This is a genomic window from Pseudoalteromonas sp. MelDa3, assembly GCF_002863625.1.
GTDB classification, from domain to species: domain Bacteria; phylum Pseudomonadota; class Gammaproteobacteria; order Enterobacterales; family Alteromonadaceae; genus Pseudoalteromonas; species Pseudoalteromonas arctica.
Genome location: NZ_PJBR01000007.1, coordinates 104394 through 121439, shown reverse-complemented (window position 1 = coordinate 121439; position 17046 = coordinate 104394). Strand labels below are relative to the sequence as shown.

The window sequence follows — 17046 nt, the reverse complement described above, 5'->3', positions numbered from 1 at the left end:
CTTACTCTTTTATTTATACTTTCATCTTGGCTTTTGTTACTATTCGCGCCATCCGTATTTTGTATAACTGGCTTAACACAATGGTTACCTCGTTTGTTATTTTAATTCTTGGTTTTGCAGCTCTTGTTTGGAGTGCAGACAGGTTTGTTTATGGCGCTGCGGCTCTTGCTAAAAACTTTGGTGTACCTACACTTATTGTTGGTTTAACCGTGGTAGCTATGGGCTCTTCAGCACCTGAAATGATGGTTTCAGCCTCTGCCGCTCTGGCTAATAAAACCGACACAGCGGTTGGCAATGCTGTTGGCTCTAATATTACAAACATTTTACTTGTGTTAGGTATCACTGCTCTATTTCGCCCTCTTTCAGTTTCATCTAGTACGTTAAAACGTGAAATGCCATTAGTGATGCTCGTATCTTTAGCTACTTGGTATGTGTTCTCAGATAACTACTTTTCATTTAATGAAGGTGTTGCACTTTTGGTTGGCTTTATCGTATTCATCGGTGGGTTAATTATTGTATCTATGCGTGCAAAAAACCAAGATGATCCATTTGTGTCAGAAGCCTGCGACGATGTACCAAACGATGTACCTACGAAAAAAGCGGTATTTTGGTTAGTTGTCGGCATGATACTCCTACCTGTTAGCTCTCATTTTTTAATAGGTTCGGCTGTCGATATTGCTAAATACTTCGGCTTAAGCGACTTAGTCATTGGCTTAACAATTATTGCCATCGGTACTAGTTTGCCTGAACTTGCCGCTTCGGTTGCAGGTGTACTTAAAAATGAAGATGATTTAGCACTAGGTAATATTGTTGGCTCAAACATATTTAATATTCTAGCGGTATTACCACTTGCCGGTATTATTAACCCTTCTGCCATTGACCCATCATTAGTAAGCCGAGACGTATTAATTATGATTGGCGCAACACTTGCTCTTATTATTATGTCATTGAACTTTAGAGGCACCCAACGTATCAATAGAGTAGAAGGCGGCTTATTGCTAATAGCATTTTTGGGTTACCAAGGGTATATTTTTAGTCAAGTAGGGTAAATGATGGCAACGCTAAATTTTATTGAACAAGGCCTTCGCGTTTTAGATGTTGAACGCCAAGCACTTAGTGATATTGCACAATATGTAGATGAAAACTTTCATAACGCGTGCCAATTAATGTACGACTGCGAAGGCCGTATTATTGTCATTGGTATGGGTAAATCAGGTCATATTGGCAATAAAATAGCGGCAACCCTTGCAAGCACTGGCAGTCCAGCATTTTTTGTTCACCCTGGTGAAGCAAGTCATGGTGATTTAGGGATGATCACTAAAAATGACGTGGTTATGCTTATTTCTAATTCAGGGGAGACCAGCGAAGTTTTAAATATCATTCCGGTTTTAAAACGACTTGGTGCCAAAATGATATCGATGACTGGCAATACGCAATCAACCATGGCGACCCTTGCTAATGTACATGTGTGTATTAAAGTAGAAAAAGAAGCCTGTTCATTGGGTCTAGCTCCTACATCAAGTACCACTGCAACGCTTGCGATGGGCGATGCCATGGCAGTTGCATTATTAGAAGCTCGCGGGTTTACAGCTGATGACTTCGCGCTATCTCACCCAGGTGGTAGTTTAGGCAAGCGCTTATTACTTACTTTAAAAGATGTTATGCACAGCGGCGCAAATACACCTATTATTAGCGTTTCACAAACAGTTAAAGATGCCCTTATTGAAATGTCTGCTAAAGGTTTAGGCATGACAGCCATTGTTGATGAAAATCAGCAGCTCGTGGGATTATTTACCGATGGCGATTTGCGTCGTATTTTAGAGCAAAGAATTGATATTCATACAACACAAATAGATGTTGTTATGACTAAGTCATGTACTACGGCTACACAAGATATTTTAGCCGCTGAAGCGCTTAATATTATGGAACACAAACGTATAAATGGCTTAATCGTCGTCAATGAGAAAAACCAACCTATTGGCGCATTAAACATGCAAGACCTATTAAAAGCAGGAGTGTTATAAATGCAATTTGAAGAACTCTATCAACCGCTGAGCGATGATGCAAAAGCACGCGCTAAAAAAGTAAAGCTACTTATATGCGATATTGATGGTGTATTTTCTGATGGCCGTATTTATCTTGGTAATCAAGGTGAAGAGCTAAAAGCATTTAATACAAAAGATGGTTTTGGCATTAAAGCGCTTATAAACAGTGGCTTTGAAGTGGCTGTAATTACTGGTCGTCATTCACAAATAGTGCAACAACGTATGAGCAGCTTAACCGTACAGCATATTTATCAAGGCCAAGAAAATAAGCTCATTGCCTATCAAGAATTAAAAGACAAACTCAACCTTAGCGATGAACAAATTGCTTATATCGGTGATGATGGTCCTGACATGCCCGTTATGGAATTAGTCGGCTTTGCTGTTGCAGTAAATGATGCCCATCCACTTATTAAACGTTTATCACACTATGTAACGCAAATGCCTGGCGGCTTTGGTGCAGTAAGAGAGCTCACCGACTTACTTATGCTTGAAAATGGTAAAGCATTGACTACACAAGGCACTAGTTCATGAATGCAGCGCGCATAATATTAAGCGTTTTATTCATTAGCTGTATGGTTTGGCTTTGGTACCCTTATTTTACACAAACAAATATTGTACCTCAGACTGAGCCTGAAGTTATTGCCAAGCCTGATTACATAGCCATTGAACTCAAACAAACAGCCTATGACGAACAAGGTAAAATTAGCCACAAAGTTACTGCGGCTAAAATGGAGCTATATCAACAATTAGGTTTTACGTTTTTTGAAAAACCTATTTTTACTTTATATAACGAAAAGCAAACGTGGCAAATAAATGCAGACGAAGCAACATTATACGAAGACAAACAATTAATTTTAGAAGGCAATGTGGTTGCCAAAAACTTAACCGATAACGCCATGATAGACAAAATCAATGCTGATAATATTCAGGTAGATATAAAGCTATTAACAATGCGTTCGGAGCAACCCGTTATCATCACTGGACCCAATTTAAAAATCACTGGTAAAGGCCTAGAAGCCGACTTAAAAACCGAAGTGATAAAACTAATTAACCATACGCGAACCATATATTATGACCAATAAAATATTAAAATCACTTATTATTCCTACACTTATACTAGCGTTTAATAGTAGTGCTGCAGAGCAAAATACGCAACCGGCTGCAAATCAAATTTCAATAAGCGCCGATAAGCAAGAAGGTCAATTAAAAGCTAATGTCGGGATTTTTGAGAAAAACGTTGAAATTATTCACGGTAATCGCCGTATCACAGCCGACCGCTTAGAAGTACATAAACGCGATGAACTTGGTGATAATAAACAATTATTAATTGCTACAGGTAGCCCTGCGTACTTTGAAGAAAAGCAATCAGATGGCACGACTATGAGCGCCAGTGCTGACGAAGTACGTTATGATGTATCTAAGCGTTTTTTAACGCTTGTTGGTAATGCACAAGTATCGCAAGCGGGACAAAAAATAAATGCTAAAAGCATTACCTACGATATAGAGCAGCAGCTAATCAGTGCCGAAAAAGATGAAAACTCAACTGACCGCGTTCACACAATTTTAGTGCCAATCGAGACTAAAAAAAGTAAAAAAAGCGACAAAGGTCAACCATGAGTACATTAAAAGCTGAACTATTAGCAAAGAGCTATAAAGGCCGTGAAGTTGTAAAAAACGTCGGCCTTGAAGTCAAAGCTGGCAGTATTGTTGGCTTACTTGGCCCTAACGGTGCAGGTAAAACCACCACGTTTTATATGATAGTAGGACTTGTACCTAGCGACAAAGGTAAAATATCGATAGACGATAACGATATTACTCTTTTACCTATGCATAGTCGTGCTAGATTAGGCATTGGCTACTTACCGCAAGAGTCTTCAATATTCAGAAAGCTGACTGTTTATCAAAACTTAATGGCCATTTTAGAAACGCGCAAAGAGTTAAATAAACAAGCTAGAGAAGACACTCTCGATAAATTATTAGATGAATTTAGCATACAACACATTCGTGATAGCCAAGGTATGGCATTGTCAGGAGGCGAACGTCGTCGTGTTGAAATAGCACGTGCGCTGGCAGCAGATCCTAAATTTATATTACTGGATGAACCATTTGCAGGTGTTGACCCGATTTCGGTATTAGACATAAAGAAAATAATAGAACATCTTAAAAATCGTGGGATTGGTGTATTAATTACCGATCATAACGTAAGAGAAACCCTTGATGTTTGTGAAAAAGCCTACATTGTTTCTCATGGGGAGCTGATTGCATCAGGTACTCCAGAACACGTATTAAATGATAAAACAGTACGCGATGTTTACTTAGGCGAGCAATTTAGGCTGTAACATTTACGCCATGTCTTTAAGCATCTGCTAGTATTAATTATAACAACATAAAAGGATTGTTAGAGATACATGAGGCAATCACTACAGCTGCGCATGGGCCAGCAACTTACAATGACTCCACAGCTGCAACAAGCTATTCGTTTGTTGCAACTCAGTACATTGGATCTCCAGCAAGAAATACAAGAAGCTCTCGACAGCAACCCGCTATTAGAGGTTGAAGAAGCAGACTATTCAGAAGACGCTGCAGGTAAAAACGAGCAAAAAGCAGATACAGATGACATAACTGTTAGCGCATCTGCCGATGATGCTCCAAGTGAATACGAACAAGATAGTGGTGAAGCACTTGCAAAAGACACGCTAAGTGACGACATGGCTATGGATGTTAGTTGGGATGAGTACATGAGTGCCGCCCCAGCAGCATCATCGGGTCCGATGCCTGAAGACGAATCAATATACCAAGGCGCCTCTACTGAAACGCTCCATGAGTATTTAATGTGGCAGTTACAACTAACGCCATTTAGCCCTACAGACGAAGCTATTGCTATTGCGATTGTAGAAGCCGTCGATGATTCAGGTATTTTAACACTAAGCTGCGAAGAGATTTTAGAAAGCTTTAATCAAGAAAACGAAGATGATAACGAAGTCGAACTTGATGAAATTGAAGCTGTATTAAAACGCATCCAACTGTTTGATCCTGTTGGTATTGCTGCACGTAGTTTACAAGAGTGTTTGTGTATTCAGCTTAACCAGTTTGATAAAGAAACACCTTACATTAATGAAACAAAAATGATTTTAACCGAGCATATTGATTTATTAGCTGCTCGTGACTATCGTACATTAATGAAGAAAACTAAGCTCAAAGAAGAAGAGCTTAAGGAAGTAATGACATTAATACATACTCTTAGCCCTAAACCTGCAGATACTATTGTAAGAGAAGAATCTGAGTATGTTATTCCTGATGTGTCAGTTAAAAAAATTAAAGGCCGCTGGGTTGTTGAGTTAAACCCAGACAGCATGCCTAAAATTCGTGTTAATAGCCAATACGCGGCAATGTCTCGCACTGTAAAATCCAGTGGTGACAGCCAGTTTATTCGCTCGCATTTACAAGAAGCTAAATGGTTTATTAAAAGCTTAGAAAGTAGAAACGACACGCTATTAAAAGTAACAAATTGTATTGTTAAGCAACAACAAGGCTTTTTTGAACACGGTCCTGAAGCCATGAAACCAATGGTTTTAAATGATGTTGCTGAAATGGTAGAAATGCACGAATCAACAATTTCGCGCGTAACAACCCAAAAGTATATGCACACACCCCGTGGTATATTTGAGCTTAAATATTTTTTCTCAAGCCATGTAAGCACCGAAAACGGTGGTGAATGTTCATCTACAGCAATCCGTGCGCTTATCCGAAAATTAATCGCAGCAGAAAACTCAGCAAAACCATTGAGTGATAGCAAAATAGCGGATATATTGGCTGAGCAAGGAATTAAAGTAGCGAGACGTACAATCGCAAAATACCGCGAATCTCTGGCTATTCCACCGTCAAATCAACGTAAAAGTTTGATTTAAGACGCAAAAAAAAGAGGGTAATGCTTATGCAACTAAACTTAACTGGTCGTCACGTAGAATTAACCGATTCACTAAGAGACTATATTAATACCAAATTTGCGAAGCTAGAAAGACACTCTGATCATATTAATAATGTTCATGTCATTCTCGATGTAGAAAAATTAAATCAAAAAGCAGAAGCCACCATACACGTAAGCGGTGCTGAGTTATTTGCCTCTACAGAACATCAAGATATGTATGCCGCCATTGACTCGTTGATCGACAAGCTCGATCGACAAGTAATTAAACACAAAGAGAAGCTTGCTCGACACTAATATGATGAAATTAAGCTCACTTATATGCCAGGACTGCAGCAAAGCTGCGGTCCTTTTTAATAGCAAAAAAAGAATTTTAGAGTTCATTAGCGAACTTGCTCACGACAAACTTCCGTATTTACCGCAACAAGATATTCTTAATGCTTTAATGAGCAGAGAAAAATTGGGTAGTACAGGTATAGGGCGTGGCATTGCCATTCCTCATGGAAGAATGAGCGGTGCAGAAGAGCCTTTGGCTTTAGTACTCGTTAGCGAAACTCCAATAAATTTTGATGCAATCGATAATCGCCCTGTTGATATTTTCGTCGCACTCATCGTACCAGATGGCGATAACCAGCAGCACTTAAAGACTCTAGCAACTATTGCTGATAAACTAAACAACAAAGATTTTTGTAAACAGTTACGCAGTGCAAAATCAGATGCTGAGCTTTACCAAGTTATTGTCAATCAATCATAGTTTTATAAAGGGTGTTAAATGGAGTTAATTATCATAAGCGGCCGTTCTGGTTCTGGAAAGTCGGTTGCTTTACGCGTTGTAGAAGATTTAGGTTATTATTGCGTAGATAATATTCCAGTTAACTTGCTTCCTTCATTAGTTCGCAGTGTGTCTGATAGCTACGATAAAATTGCTGTTAGCATTGATGTGCGGAACATCCCTAAACAACAAGATGAATTTAACGATATTCTTGAATACTTGCCTGGCTTTGCAAAACCTACGTTATTTTATTTAGATAGCGACGATCAAACATTGATCAAACGTTTTTCTGAAACTCGTAGATTACACCCACTATCAATTGACTCGTTGCCTCTTGATTTAGCCATCAAAAAAGAAAAAGAATTACTTGATGTATTAATCACCCGCGCCGACTTTATGATAGATACGACTGATTTAAGCGTTCATCAACTTGCTGAATCTATTCGTGAAAAGATTTTAGGTAAAAAAGATAAGCAACTGATTGTCACGTTTGAATCGTTTGGTTTTAAACACGGCATACCAAAAGAAGCTGATTATGTATTTGATGCACGCTTTTTACCAAATCCACATTGGGAACCTGAATTAAAACCTTTAAATGGGTTAGATCAACCCGTTAAAGATTATTTGGCCAATCACAGCATAGTGCAAAAATTCACATGGCAAATTCAAACATTTGTACAAACGTGGTTACCGCACTTAGAGCGAAATAACCGCAGTTATTTAACCATTGCCATTGGGTGTACTGGCGGACAACATCGCTCTGTATATTTAGCGCAAACTATTGGTGAAAGTTTTGCAATGACACATCCCAATGTAAAAATTCGCCATCGCGAACAAGAAAAATAATATAGCTGAATAATCACCTGTTCAGCTTAGGTAGAGTAAGTTATGCATTGTGAAGACACTTTTTTAATAAAAAACAAATTAGGCTTACACGCCAGAGCAGCTACTGTGCTTGCGCAATTAGCAGTACAATTTGATGCTACAATCACATTATTCCAAGATGACAAAGAAGCCGCAGGCGATAGCGTACTTGCACTAATGTTACTTGAAAGTAGCCAAGGAAAAGAAGTTAAAGTTGTATGCAAAGGCCCCGATTCTGAGCAAGCTTTGCATGCTGTTGGAGAATTAATAGCACAACGTTTTAATGAACAAGAATAAACAGTTATAAAAATAATGCTCGCATTACTAATGCCCCAACTAAAACAGATATATAAAATAAATACGGTTAGTAACGCCAGTTAACTCACCTCTCCCCATAAAGTAATATAAAAATTTATAAAGGACGCCAATGCCTGAAGCTTTTGAACAAGATTACCCACTACAGCAACTAAAACAGGTGACTAAGTCACTCAATAGTGGTCAATTTGTTCAAGTTAGGCGCATGCTCGCAAAAACAGCTCCTTGTGATACCGCATTATTATTAGAATCATCACCGCATAAAATTCGCCGACTCCTTTGGCAGTTGGTTGATCCTGATGTGCAAGGCGATGTTCTTGAAGAACTCTCAGAAGATGTTCGTTTAGGCATTATTGCCCAAATGGAACCTAAGCACATTGCAGCCGCAACAGAAGATATGGGCCACGATGACTTAGGTGAAGTATTACGTAGTCTGCCAGACACCGTCTATAAAGACGTTGTTAGCGCGATGGACATTCAAGACCGTGAACGTGCAACACAAGCACTTTCGTATCAAGAGCGTTCTGCTGGCGCGCTAATGAACACCGATACGGTGACCATTCGCCCTGATGTTACGCTTGATGTTGTACTTAGGTATATTAGGCTACGTGGCGAGTTACCAGAAGGTACCGATGACTTGTACGTTGTTGATAAGCATAACTGCTTTATAGGCGCTTTATCGCTGAGTACATTATTAACTAACCCGCCAGAAAAGATTGTTCGCGATTTAATGGATGAAGATTGTGAATCCATTCCAATCTCAATGGATGAAAGTGAAGTCGCGCAATTATTTGAACGTCATAATTGGATATCGGCCCCCGTAGTTGATGATAACGATCAGCTCCTTGGTCGTGTCACTATCGATGACATCGTTGACGTAATCCGAGAAGATGCTGAGCATAGTTTGTTGGGCTTAGCCGGTCTTGATGATGAAGAAGATACCTTTGCGCCAGTACTAAAAAGCTCTAAAAAACGCTCAGTCTGGTTAGGTGTCAACTTACTAACTGCACTTGCAGCTGCTTTTGTAGCTAGCTTTTTTGAAGGCACTTTAGATGTGCTCCCTATTTTAGCTGTACTAAACGGTATTGTCCCTTCTATGGGCGGTGTTGCAGGTAGCCAATCATTAACGCTTGTTATCCGTGGTATTGCGGTAGGTCATATTAATCAAACTAACCAACGTTTCTTGATGATGAAAGAGCTTGCTATTGGCGCGTTAAACGGTGTTTTGTGGTCGTTGTTAATAGCAGGTGTTATTGCCCTATGGCAGTGGGACTTTATGCTTGGTGGCGTACTCGCCTTCGCTATGTTTATGAACTTAGTGGTGGCAGGTGTTGCTGGTGCGAGTATCCCTATTATTCTTAAAAAGATGAATATAGATCCCGCTCTTGCAGGTAGTGTAGTTTTAACTACAATTACAGACATTGTGGGTATATTCGCCTTTTTAGGTACTGCTACCTGGTTGCTGGTTTAAATTAGAAACTTTTGCAAATAACTAAAGTAAAAAACACTTAGAGTAAAGCTGCAACTATGACAACGGATACCAAAAATAAAAAAGACACACCTAAAAAAACGCCAAAACAAAAAGGCTTATCAATATTAAAAAGTGTGTTGATATATGGTTTCATATTGTTCGTAATTTATAACGCTGTAAATTGGTGGCGACAACCTGTTATGCCAGCAAATCCTCAATTACAATTAATAGATTATAAAGGGCAAAACATTGATTTGTCAGCAATGAGCCAAGATAAACCAACACTTGTCTATTTTTGGGGAACTTGGTGCCCTATTTGTAGCATTACCTCCCCTTCCATAAACGAACTCGCAAACGAGAATAACTACCCTGTCGTGAGCATCGCAATAAAATCAGGCTCGGATCAAAAACTACATGAGTATCTAAATGATCATGGCTACAGTTTTACCACTGTCAACGATCAACACGGTGAGATATTTGCCGATTGGCAAGGGCAAGTCACGCCATCTTATATAATCTTAAAAGATAATAAAATGACGCAAGGGCTAACAGGCATTCAGCCGTTATGGTCACTTAAATTACGTTTGTGGTTATCATCAACGTTTTAAGAAAAAACTAACTGCAAGTATATAGGCACTAAATATGTGCTATCTCAAGAGGGGTTTCTAAAAGCTCGCTCTTTATCACCTACAATAATATAGATAATAAAGAGCAAGGTTTACTTAATTTACATATTAAAAAGGTTTTAAAAAACCTTAGCGTAATTAAACTAATCTACTAGTTGTTATTAGATTGAATCACTAACGTGTACTTTGACGATTACCGCCTACTTTTGGTTTAGTGTTTGCCTTTTTAAATTGGCTAAAACCGGTATGTCGCGTTAGTGCAGGACGTCCGCCTTTACTGCCACCTTTACCTGCTTTTTCATCACGCCCTTCTTCAGGCACTAAACAGTTAGGCCCTTTACCAATTAAATTAGCTTTACCCATTTTACGCAGTGCTTCACGTATCATCGGCCAACCTGCTGCATCATGGTAGCGTAAAATAGCTTTATGTAATCTACGTTGGCGAGCACCTTTAGGTACTGGAACAACTTCTGTATTGTTTTTTATATTACGTAAAGAGTTCATTTCTGTGTGGTAAATAGTCGTCGCATTAGCCATCGGTGATGGGTAAAAATTTTGTACCTGATCAAGCTTAAAGTCGTTTGATTTAAGCCATAAAGCCATGTTTACCATGTCTTCATCTTTTGTCCCTGGGTGAGCAGATATAAAGTAAGGAATTAAATACTGCTTTTTACCGGCTTCTTTAGAGTACTTATCAAATAATTCTTTAAATTGATCGTACGCACCCATACCTGGTTTCATCATTTTTGATAATGGACCATCCTCTGTATGCTCTGGCGCTATTTTTAAGTAGCCACCTACATGATGCGTTACTAATTCTTTAACGTAACGCGGGTCGCGTACAGCTAAGTCGTAACGAACTCCAGAAGCAATCAATACCTTTTTGATACCCTTAACTTCACGTGCTTTTTTATATAAGTCTATTGTTGGCGTATGATCTGTATCCATATGCTTACAAATTTCAGGATACACACATGATAAACGTCTACAGGTACTTTCTGCCTTTTTGCTCGTACAACGCAGTTTATACATATTTGCCGTTGGACCACCTAAATCAGAAATAACACCAGTAAAACCGGGTACTTTATCTCTAATCTGTTCAATTTCTTCAATAATTGATTCTTGCGAACGGCTTTGAATAATACGCCCTTCATGCTCCGTAATTGAGCAAAACGAACACCCACCAAAACAACCGCGCATAATATTAACTGACGTTTTTATCATGTCGTAAGCAGGAATTTTAGAGTCGCCGTAACTTGGATGAGGAATACGCTGATACGGTAAACCAAACACAGCATCCATCTCATGTGTTTCTAATGGGTATGCTGGCGGGTTTACCCAAATAGAACGATCGCCGTGTCGCTGAAACAGTGCTCTTGCACAACCAGGATTTGTTTCTTGATGTAGAATACGCGAAGCGTGGGCGTATAAAGGTTTGTTAACACTTACTTGCTCATAAGCAGGTAACTTAACGTAAGTTTTTTCCCATGGCTTAGGTCGCGCAGGCTGAACCATAATTGGTTTTGCAGCTTCTGCCTTTAAGTCTATACCCGCTTGTTTAAATTCAGATTTACTACAGCCAACATCATCAGCGCCGTATGGATTTGGAATAGGGTCGATTTTACCAATTTTATCTATAGCGGTGGAGTCACTTCCACGCCAACCTGGTAAAGGTTCTTTTCTGATAACAGCCGTGCCGCGAATATCTTGAATAGTATCCATTGTTTCGCCTGCGGCAATACGGTGTGCAACTTCAACTAACGGACGCTCTGCGTTACCGTAAATTAAAATATCAGCTTTTGCATCAAACAAAATACTGCGACGTACTTTTTCTTGCCAATAGTCGTAATGAGCTATACGACGAAGGCTGGCTTCAATACCGCCAATAACAATTGGGATACCTTTGTATGCTTCACGGCATTTTTGCGAGTAAATCATTACGGCGCGATCTGGACGTTTACCACCTACGTTATCTGGCGTGTAAGCATCATCGTGGCGCATACGCTTTTCAGCTGTATAGCGATTGATCATCGAATCCATGTTGCCAGCTGTTACACCAAAAAATAAATTCGGTCTGCCTAGTTCCATAAATGCATCTTTAGAGTCCCATGCTGGCTGGGCAATAATACCCACTCTAAAACCTTGCGCTTCAAGTACACGGCCAATTACCGCCATACCAAAACTAGGATGATCGACGTACGCGTCGCCACTAATTATTATTATGTCGCAGCTATCCCAGCCAAGTGCATCCATTTCTTCACGTGTAGTTGGTAAAAATGGCGCGGTGCCATAACATTCAGCCCAGTATTTAGGGTATGAAAATAAGGCGCGCTTAGCTTTGAGTGTGCTCATAATTGTGGCCGTAGAATAACAAAAGGCGCGAATTATACCCTACTAAATTGTTTATATATACAAAGTAGTCAAAGCATATCGCGCCTTAAATTCTAAATCGTTCATTAGCTTAAATAATAAGTTAATCTTTTTAGCGTTTATTTATAAATTCTATTAATTCATTTTCAGGCATGGGTTTAGCATACATAAAACCTTGTACTTCATCGCATCCTAAATTTTTTAAGAACTGGGCTTGCTCTTGTGTTTCGACCCCTTCAGCAATCGTTTTTAAGCCCAACTTAGCACCAAGAGATATAACTAAGGCAGCAATAGCGCCAGTGTCATCATTTGGTAAATCTTTAATAAATGCACGATCTATTTTCAACCGATCCAAAGGTAAACTTTGAATGTAACTCAGCGACGAAAAACCAGTACCAAAGTCATCAATAGCAACTTCCATTCCGAGTTCTTTTAGCTCACTTAGCGTACTAATAACCGTTTCCAGCTCATCCATTACTACGCTCTCGGTGATTTCTAATTCTATGTTTTTTGGCTTAACACCATATTTTAACAATGTATTTTTAACAGTTTGCGCATAACCTTTTACTTTAAACTGTGGGACAGACACATTAACTGCAATACAAATTTCTGTGCCCATATTTTCTAGGCGCTTTTGCTGTTGGCAAGCTTGTTCTAATACCCACTGCCCTATATCAACAATTAAGCCCGCATCCTCTGCAAGTGGCACAAACACAGCCGGCGATATATACACGCCATCACTTGCCGGCCAGCGTAATAATGCCTCACATCCAATTAGCGATAAGTCATCTAGTGCAAGTTGAGGTTGGTACCATACCTCTAATTTATTTCGAGCAAAGTCATGACGTAACTGCCTAATAATCCCTATCCGCCAAGCCATCTTATCTTGCATATCAATATTGTAATAAACGCCTTCTTTATGCTTTGCTTTTTTAGCTTGGTCAAGTGCAATATAAGCAACTTTCAGTGTATCAATACCGCTACTTTGAAAGTCTTGTTGTTGGCATAAGCCCACTCTAAAATCGATAGGGAGTAAATGTTCTTCTGCGTAAAATGAAATACCTAATTGCTCATTCAACTTTTTTAAGTCAAATTCGTCTTGGCGAATAATAAAACCAAAAACATCAGCGCCAATACGTGATAGTAATTTAGCTGTTGGGTAATTTTCTCTTAACCTTTGCACAATGCCAATTAATACTTTATTGCCGACCTCTTGCCCTAAGCCGTTATTAATATCTGCAAAATTAACTACATCAAGTAATACAAATACATGATCGTTCACGTGTGGCTTTTGATAACTCACCACACGCTCAATAAAGTTAGTACGATTTGAAATACCAGTAAGCACATCTTTATAAGCAGCATCTCTTAACTTTACAAATAACCTTATGTTATCAAGTGCTACACTTACATTAGTTAAGAAAATTTCAGCAAATTGTAGCTGTGCTTGTAAGGGAATGTGGTCGCACTCTATATATAAAGCCGCTTTTCGATGCTTACTTTTTAATATAAATGTTGAACTTGAGTCTATGTGTTGGTGCTTTGACAAACCAAAACACGACTCAACTTGTTCAAATACTTTGCTATCAACATTAATTAATTTTTTACCAAAATAGCTTTCGTAATGCCCGCAACCACCTAAGACCTGAATAAAATCATCGCCATCTAACTTACTGCAAACAAGCCCTCTAGGTGAACATTTTAAAATAATACTCATGTGCTTGATGATTTCTTTGCATAATTGCTTAACATCAGTAAGTCCTAAAATAGACTTTGATGCTGAAACAATCGTGTTCATTGCATCACTTTGATATTCAAGCTGACATACCTGCTCGTATGAGCGAATAGCGGTTATAAGCGAAGTTACTAACTTAGAACGAGTCAGCTCTGTTTTCGTTTTATAGTCATTTATGTCGTATTCTCGTATTACTTTTTCTTCTGGTGTAATACCTGCTTGCCCTGTTCTTAAAATAATTCTTACATGTTGATTATTTAATTCGTCACGCACCCTTTTTACAACCTGCAAACCGGCATCGTCAGTTTCCATAACAACGTCTAAAAAAATAACCGAAATATTTTTATTTTTAGCTAGCACTTCTATTGCTTCTACACCCGAATAAGCATCGTGAAATCGCAAGCCAGCCCCTAAAAACTCAACGCCAGACAAAGCTAATTTTGTTACAGAATGAATCTCAGGTTCGTCATCAACAATTAAAATATCCCAAAACTTAGTCTGCTCAACAACAGCATCGTCTTCAAAATCTTGTTCAAAAAATAAAAAATCGTTTTGATCTGACGACATTCGCTCTCCTAAGTAGCAATCAATAAATTATTTTTGGTTTATAATCTAATTCATACTATAGTCGATTAATAAAAAGTTGTTGTATTTCAACTTGAAAAACTAATAAAAGGTGTGCTTATTAAACCATTAAAAATATTAATCAAATGCGTACTGTTATTACTATTAGTATTGGCACTGGTAGGGCTAATACTGCCTCAAAGTTATAGTGTAAATAAAACAATCGAAATTAATGCCAATCTTAAAGTAATAAAGCCGCTTATCACCGACTTTAGCCAATGGCAAAAATGGTCTCCATGGGAAAAAGTAGACCCCAGCATACGTTTTACTTTGGGCGAACCCAGTTCTGGCCTAGGGGCTCATCAGTCTTGGAAAGGAAAATGGGGGTATGGTGAAATGATCATAACTTCGGTAAGCCAAAATAAAGTCAGCTTCAACATACTTTTAAATGCTGAACATATTATTAGAGGTACATTTAACCTTAGCGAGCAAAACGGTATAGTTACGTTAATATGTAATATTAAAGGTCAAACAACTGCTCCTTTAATATCTGGTTACACTGCAATTTTAAGCGAGTACGTACTCAGTAATACAGTTTCACTGGGGTTAAATAACCTTCAAACTGTTGCACAGCTTAGTGATCCACAAAGGATAATGCACAGTCATGACAGTCAAAACAGCACAGGCGAGAATTAATCTTGCCAACATCATCGAATCCTTACTTGGTTACCCTATAACAAAAGTAGGTAGTAACGGTGTACTACCTACTAACGAGCAAAGTTACGATATTAAGGGCCAAATTAAGCCGCTTTATCATATTAACAGTGAAAACTCTGTTTTAGCTCGCGCTCAAAAACGCCAAGATTTATTACTTATTAAACAACAACAAAATATAGAATCAATTTTAGCAATGGCTATGGGGTTTTGCCCTGATGTAGCAAGTAGTAAACAGCCCGATGTTGATTGGGTAGAGCATTTTATAGCTCTGTGTGAAGATACTTCTAATGAATCAATGCAAATTTTATGGGCAAAAATTTTAACAGGAGAAACACTTAACCCTGGTACGTTTTCAATTAAAAGCCTACAAACTTTAAAGCATATGACACAGCGAGAAGCAGACTCTTTGCAAAAATGTGTGTCGCTCTCAGGCTATAACGAAAAAGACGACAGCCACTTTATATTACTCGGTTTTTACAAAAAACCATCTTTGTTTGATTTGCTACGAAAAGGCAATAAAGTATCTCTAAATTTAGGAAAAACGGGCATTAGCTTTCCTGATATTTTAACGCTCATGGATCTTAATTTACTGTATAGAAAAGAAATTGAATCTGCAGTGCTTAAAGCGGGGCAAGAACTTACCCTTTCATTTTTATCGCAAAAAGTAACGTTAAAAGCAAAGAGTAGTGATTTGGTATTAAGCTATTACAAATTTACTCAAACAGGTGATGAGCTATCTAAACTCATTAATTTCCCTGTCAATAAGGTCTATAAGCAGTTGATTAATAATGCGCTAGAGGGAGAGTTTGATTTAGCGTGGCACGCAATAAAATAATATGCCACGCTTTGTTTAATTAGAAAATACTAATTAAAAATGAACCTGAATACCCGCAAATGGGCCAGATGCATCAATATCAGTAGTAATATCATCTACATCATCAAGTTCTAATACCATAGAGCGGTAACCTGCTTTAACAGCAACATCCACTGCTAGGTTATCAATAAGTTCCCACGCTACGCCTACTTGATAATCTTGTACTTTACTGTCGTCAATAGCCAAAAAGCTACCTTCAAAAAATACACTTAAACCAGTAAATGGTAAGCCAGCTTCGGCACGGCCGTATGCAAGAGGAACAAAACCAGAGAAGTCTTTGGTTTCGGTAAAGTTAGTACCACCATTTTGGGTAGTGCCACTTACAACAATATCACCGTCAAACTGTTTAGCATTTAAACCTAGGTCTATTGAAATTAAGTCATTATCAAAAATTTCATAATAAAAAATATAATCAATATGCGTTAAATCACTTATCGTATTTACAGTAGAACCAACAACATAATCAGAACCATTGAAGCTAAATGTATCTGCAAGCAGCGCAGAACCATTTAACTCAAGCTCTGTATACTTTAATTTGATATTTGGTACTAACGGTACTGGGTGCTCAAGCGCCGCGTAATAACTTACAAAAGTCTCATCTTCAAAATTAAAATCTTGAGATGCATTATTTTTGTAAGAAAATTGGCCATCGTTATCTGACTTCCATCCATCAACACCTACGTATAAACCTAGTAGAGTGTCAGCTTGCGCTGCTGGTGCTAAACATGCCATTGAAAGGGCTGCTGCTAAACAATACTTTTTCATTTT

The 17046-nt window shown here is 38.5% G+C and carries 18 protein-coding genes; 15 read left to right on the top strand and 3 right to left on the bottom strand.

What is annotated here, in order from left to right; genetic code table 11:
- Nucleotides 1-80: 80 nt before the first annotated feature.
- The 13 genes from CXF89_RS02455 to CXF89_RS02395 all read left to right on the top strand — a co-directional run bounded on the left by CXF89_RS02455 (nt 81) and on the right by CXF89_RS02395 (nt 10000).
- Nucleotides 81-1049 (top strand): calcium/sodium antiporter, encoded by a 969-nt coding sequence (locus CXF89_RS02455; protein ID WP_024607453.1) that lies wholly within the window; start codon nt 81-83, stop codon nt 1047-1049.
- Between the two features lie 3 nt (nt 1050-1052).
- Nucleotides 1053-2024: a KpsF/GutQ family sugar-phosphate isomerase gene (locus CXF89_RS02450; RefSeq protein WP_024607452.1), complete on the top strand. Its 972-nt coding sequence runs from the start codon at nt 1053-1055 to the stop codon at nt 2022-2024.
- Entirely contained in the window at nt 2025-2576 is a 552-nt protein-coding gene (gene kdsC / locus CXF89_RS02445) for a 3-deoxy-manno-octulosonate-8-phosphatase KdsC (RefSeq protein ID WP_007580311.1), read from the top strand.
- Nucleotides 2573-3127, top strand: a complete 555-nt coding sequence (gene lptC, locus CXF89_RS02440) for an LPS export ABC transporter periplasmic protein LptC (protein WP_007580308.1) — start codon at nt 2573-2575, stop codon at nt 3125-3127. The genes kdsC and lptC overlap by 4 nt, the downstream gene beginning before the upstream one ends.
- Complete coding sequence (lptA, locus tag CXF89_RS02435) at nt 3117-3662, top strand: lipopolysaccharide transport periplasmic protein LptA (protein ID WP_121953719.1); 546 nt, start codon at nt 3117-3119, stop codon at nt 3660-3662. The genes lptC and lptA overlap by 11 nt, the downstream gene beginning before the upstream one ends.
- On the top strand, nt 3659-4384 hold the full coding sequence (gene lptB / locus CXF89_RS02430; RefSeq protein WP_007580304.1) for an LPS export ABC transporter ATP-binding protein: 726 nt from the start codon (nt 3659-3661) through the stop codon (nt 4382-4384). Before lptA ends, lptB begins: the two co-directional genes overlap by 4 nt.
- A gap of 69 nt (nt 4385-4453) precedes the next feature.
- Entirely contained in the window at nt 4454-5953 is a 1500-nt protein-coding gene (locus CXF89_RS02425) for an RNA polymerase factor sigma-54 (protein WP_007580303.1), read from the top strand.
- A 26-nt stretch (nt 5954-5979) separates the two neighbouring features.
- On the top strand, nt 5980-6267 hold the full coding sequence (hpf, locus tag CXF89_RS02420) for a ribosome hibernation promoting factor (RefSeq protein ID WP_007580301.1): 288 nt from the start codon (nt 5980-5982) through the stop codon (nt 6265-6267).
- A gap of 4 nt (nt 6268-6271) precedes the next feature.
- Nucleotides 6272-6724 (top strand): PTS IIA-like nitrogen regulatory protein PtsN, encoded by a 453-nt coding sequence (gene ptsN, locus CXF89_RS02415; RefSeq protein WP_024594001.1) that lies wholly within the window; start codon nt 6272-6274, stop codon nt 6722-6724.
- Nucleotides 6725-6742: 18 nt separating this feature from the next.
- Nucleotides 6743-7588: an RNase adapter RapZ gene (gene rapZ / locus CXF89_RS02410; RefSeq protein WP_101216897.1), complete on the top strand. Its 846-nt coding sequence runs from the start codon at nt 6743-6745 to the stop codon at nt 7586-7588.
- A gap of 42 nt (nt 7589-7630) precedes the next feature.
- Nucleotides 7631-7903, top strand: coding sequence for an HPr family phosphocarrier protein (locus CXF89_RS02405; protein ID WP_002957937.1), 273 nt, complete (start codon nt 7631-7633; stop codon nt 7901-7903).
- Nucleotides 7904-8033: 130 nt separating this feature from the next.
- Nucleotides 8034-9392, top strand: coding sequence for a magnesium transporter (gene mgtE / locus CXF89_RS02400; protein WP_007580297.1), 1359 nt, complete (start codon nt 8034-8036; stop codon nt 9390-9392).
- A gap of 56 nt (nt 9393-9448) precedes the next feature.
- Nucleotides 9449-10000: a protein disulfide oxidoreductase gene (locus CXF89_RS02395; RefSeq protein ID WP_121953718.1), complete on the top strand. Its 552-nt coding sequence runs from the start codon at nt 9449-9451 to the stop codon at nt 9998-10000.
- A gap of 192 nt (nt 10001-10192) precedes the next feature.
- Here CXF89_RS02395 and CXF89_RS02390 read toward each other — a convergent pair whose 3' ends face one another.
- Together CXF89_RS02390 and CXF89_RS02385 are read right to left on the bottom strand one after the other, a co-directional pair.
- On the bottom strand, nt 10193-12370 hold the full coding sequence (locus tag CXF89_RS02390) for a YgiQ family radical SAM protein (protein WP_007580292.1): 2178 nt from the start codon (nt 12368-12370) through the stop codon (nt 10193-10195).
- 130 nt (nt 12371-12500) lie between these two features.
- A complete protein-coding gene (locus CXF89_RS02385) occupies nt 12501-14690 on the bottom strand; it encodes a bifunctional diguanylate cyclase/phosphodiesterase (protein ID WP_007580290.1) in 2190 nt (729 codons plus the stop codon).
- A gap of 111 nt (nt 14691-14801) precedes the next feature.
- Here CXF89_RS02385 and CXF89_RS02380 point away from each other — a divergent pair, with 111 nt between their 5' ends.
- Nucleotides 14802-15383 carry an SRPBCC family protein gene (locus CXF89_RS02380; RefSeq protein WP_007580289.1) on the top strand — a complete coding sequence of 194 codons (582 nt, stop codon included), beginning with the start codon at nt 14802-14804 and terminating at the stop codon, nt 15381-15383.
- Nucleotides 15352-16239, top strand: coding sequence for a TIGR03899 family protein (locus tag CXF89_RS02375; RefSeq protein WP_024594005.1), 888 nt, complete (start codon nt 15352-15354; stop codon nt 16237-16239). The genes CXF89_RS02380 and CXF89_RS02375 overlap by 32 nt, the downstream gene beginning before the upstream one ends.
- A gap of 33 nt (nt 16240-16272) precedes the next feature.
- On the opposite strand, the gene CXF89_RS02370 is transcribed toward CXF89_RS02375, so the two are convergent.
- A complete protein-coding gene (locus CXF89_RS02370; RefSeq protein WP_121953717.1) occupies nt 16273-17043 on the bottom strand; it encodes a TIGR04219 family outer membrane beta-barrel protein in 771 nt (256 codons plus the stop codon).
- Between the last annotated feature and the right edge of the window lie 3 nt (nt 17044-17046).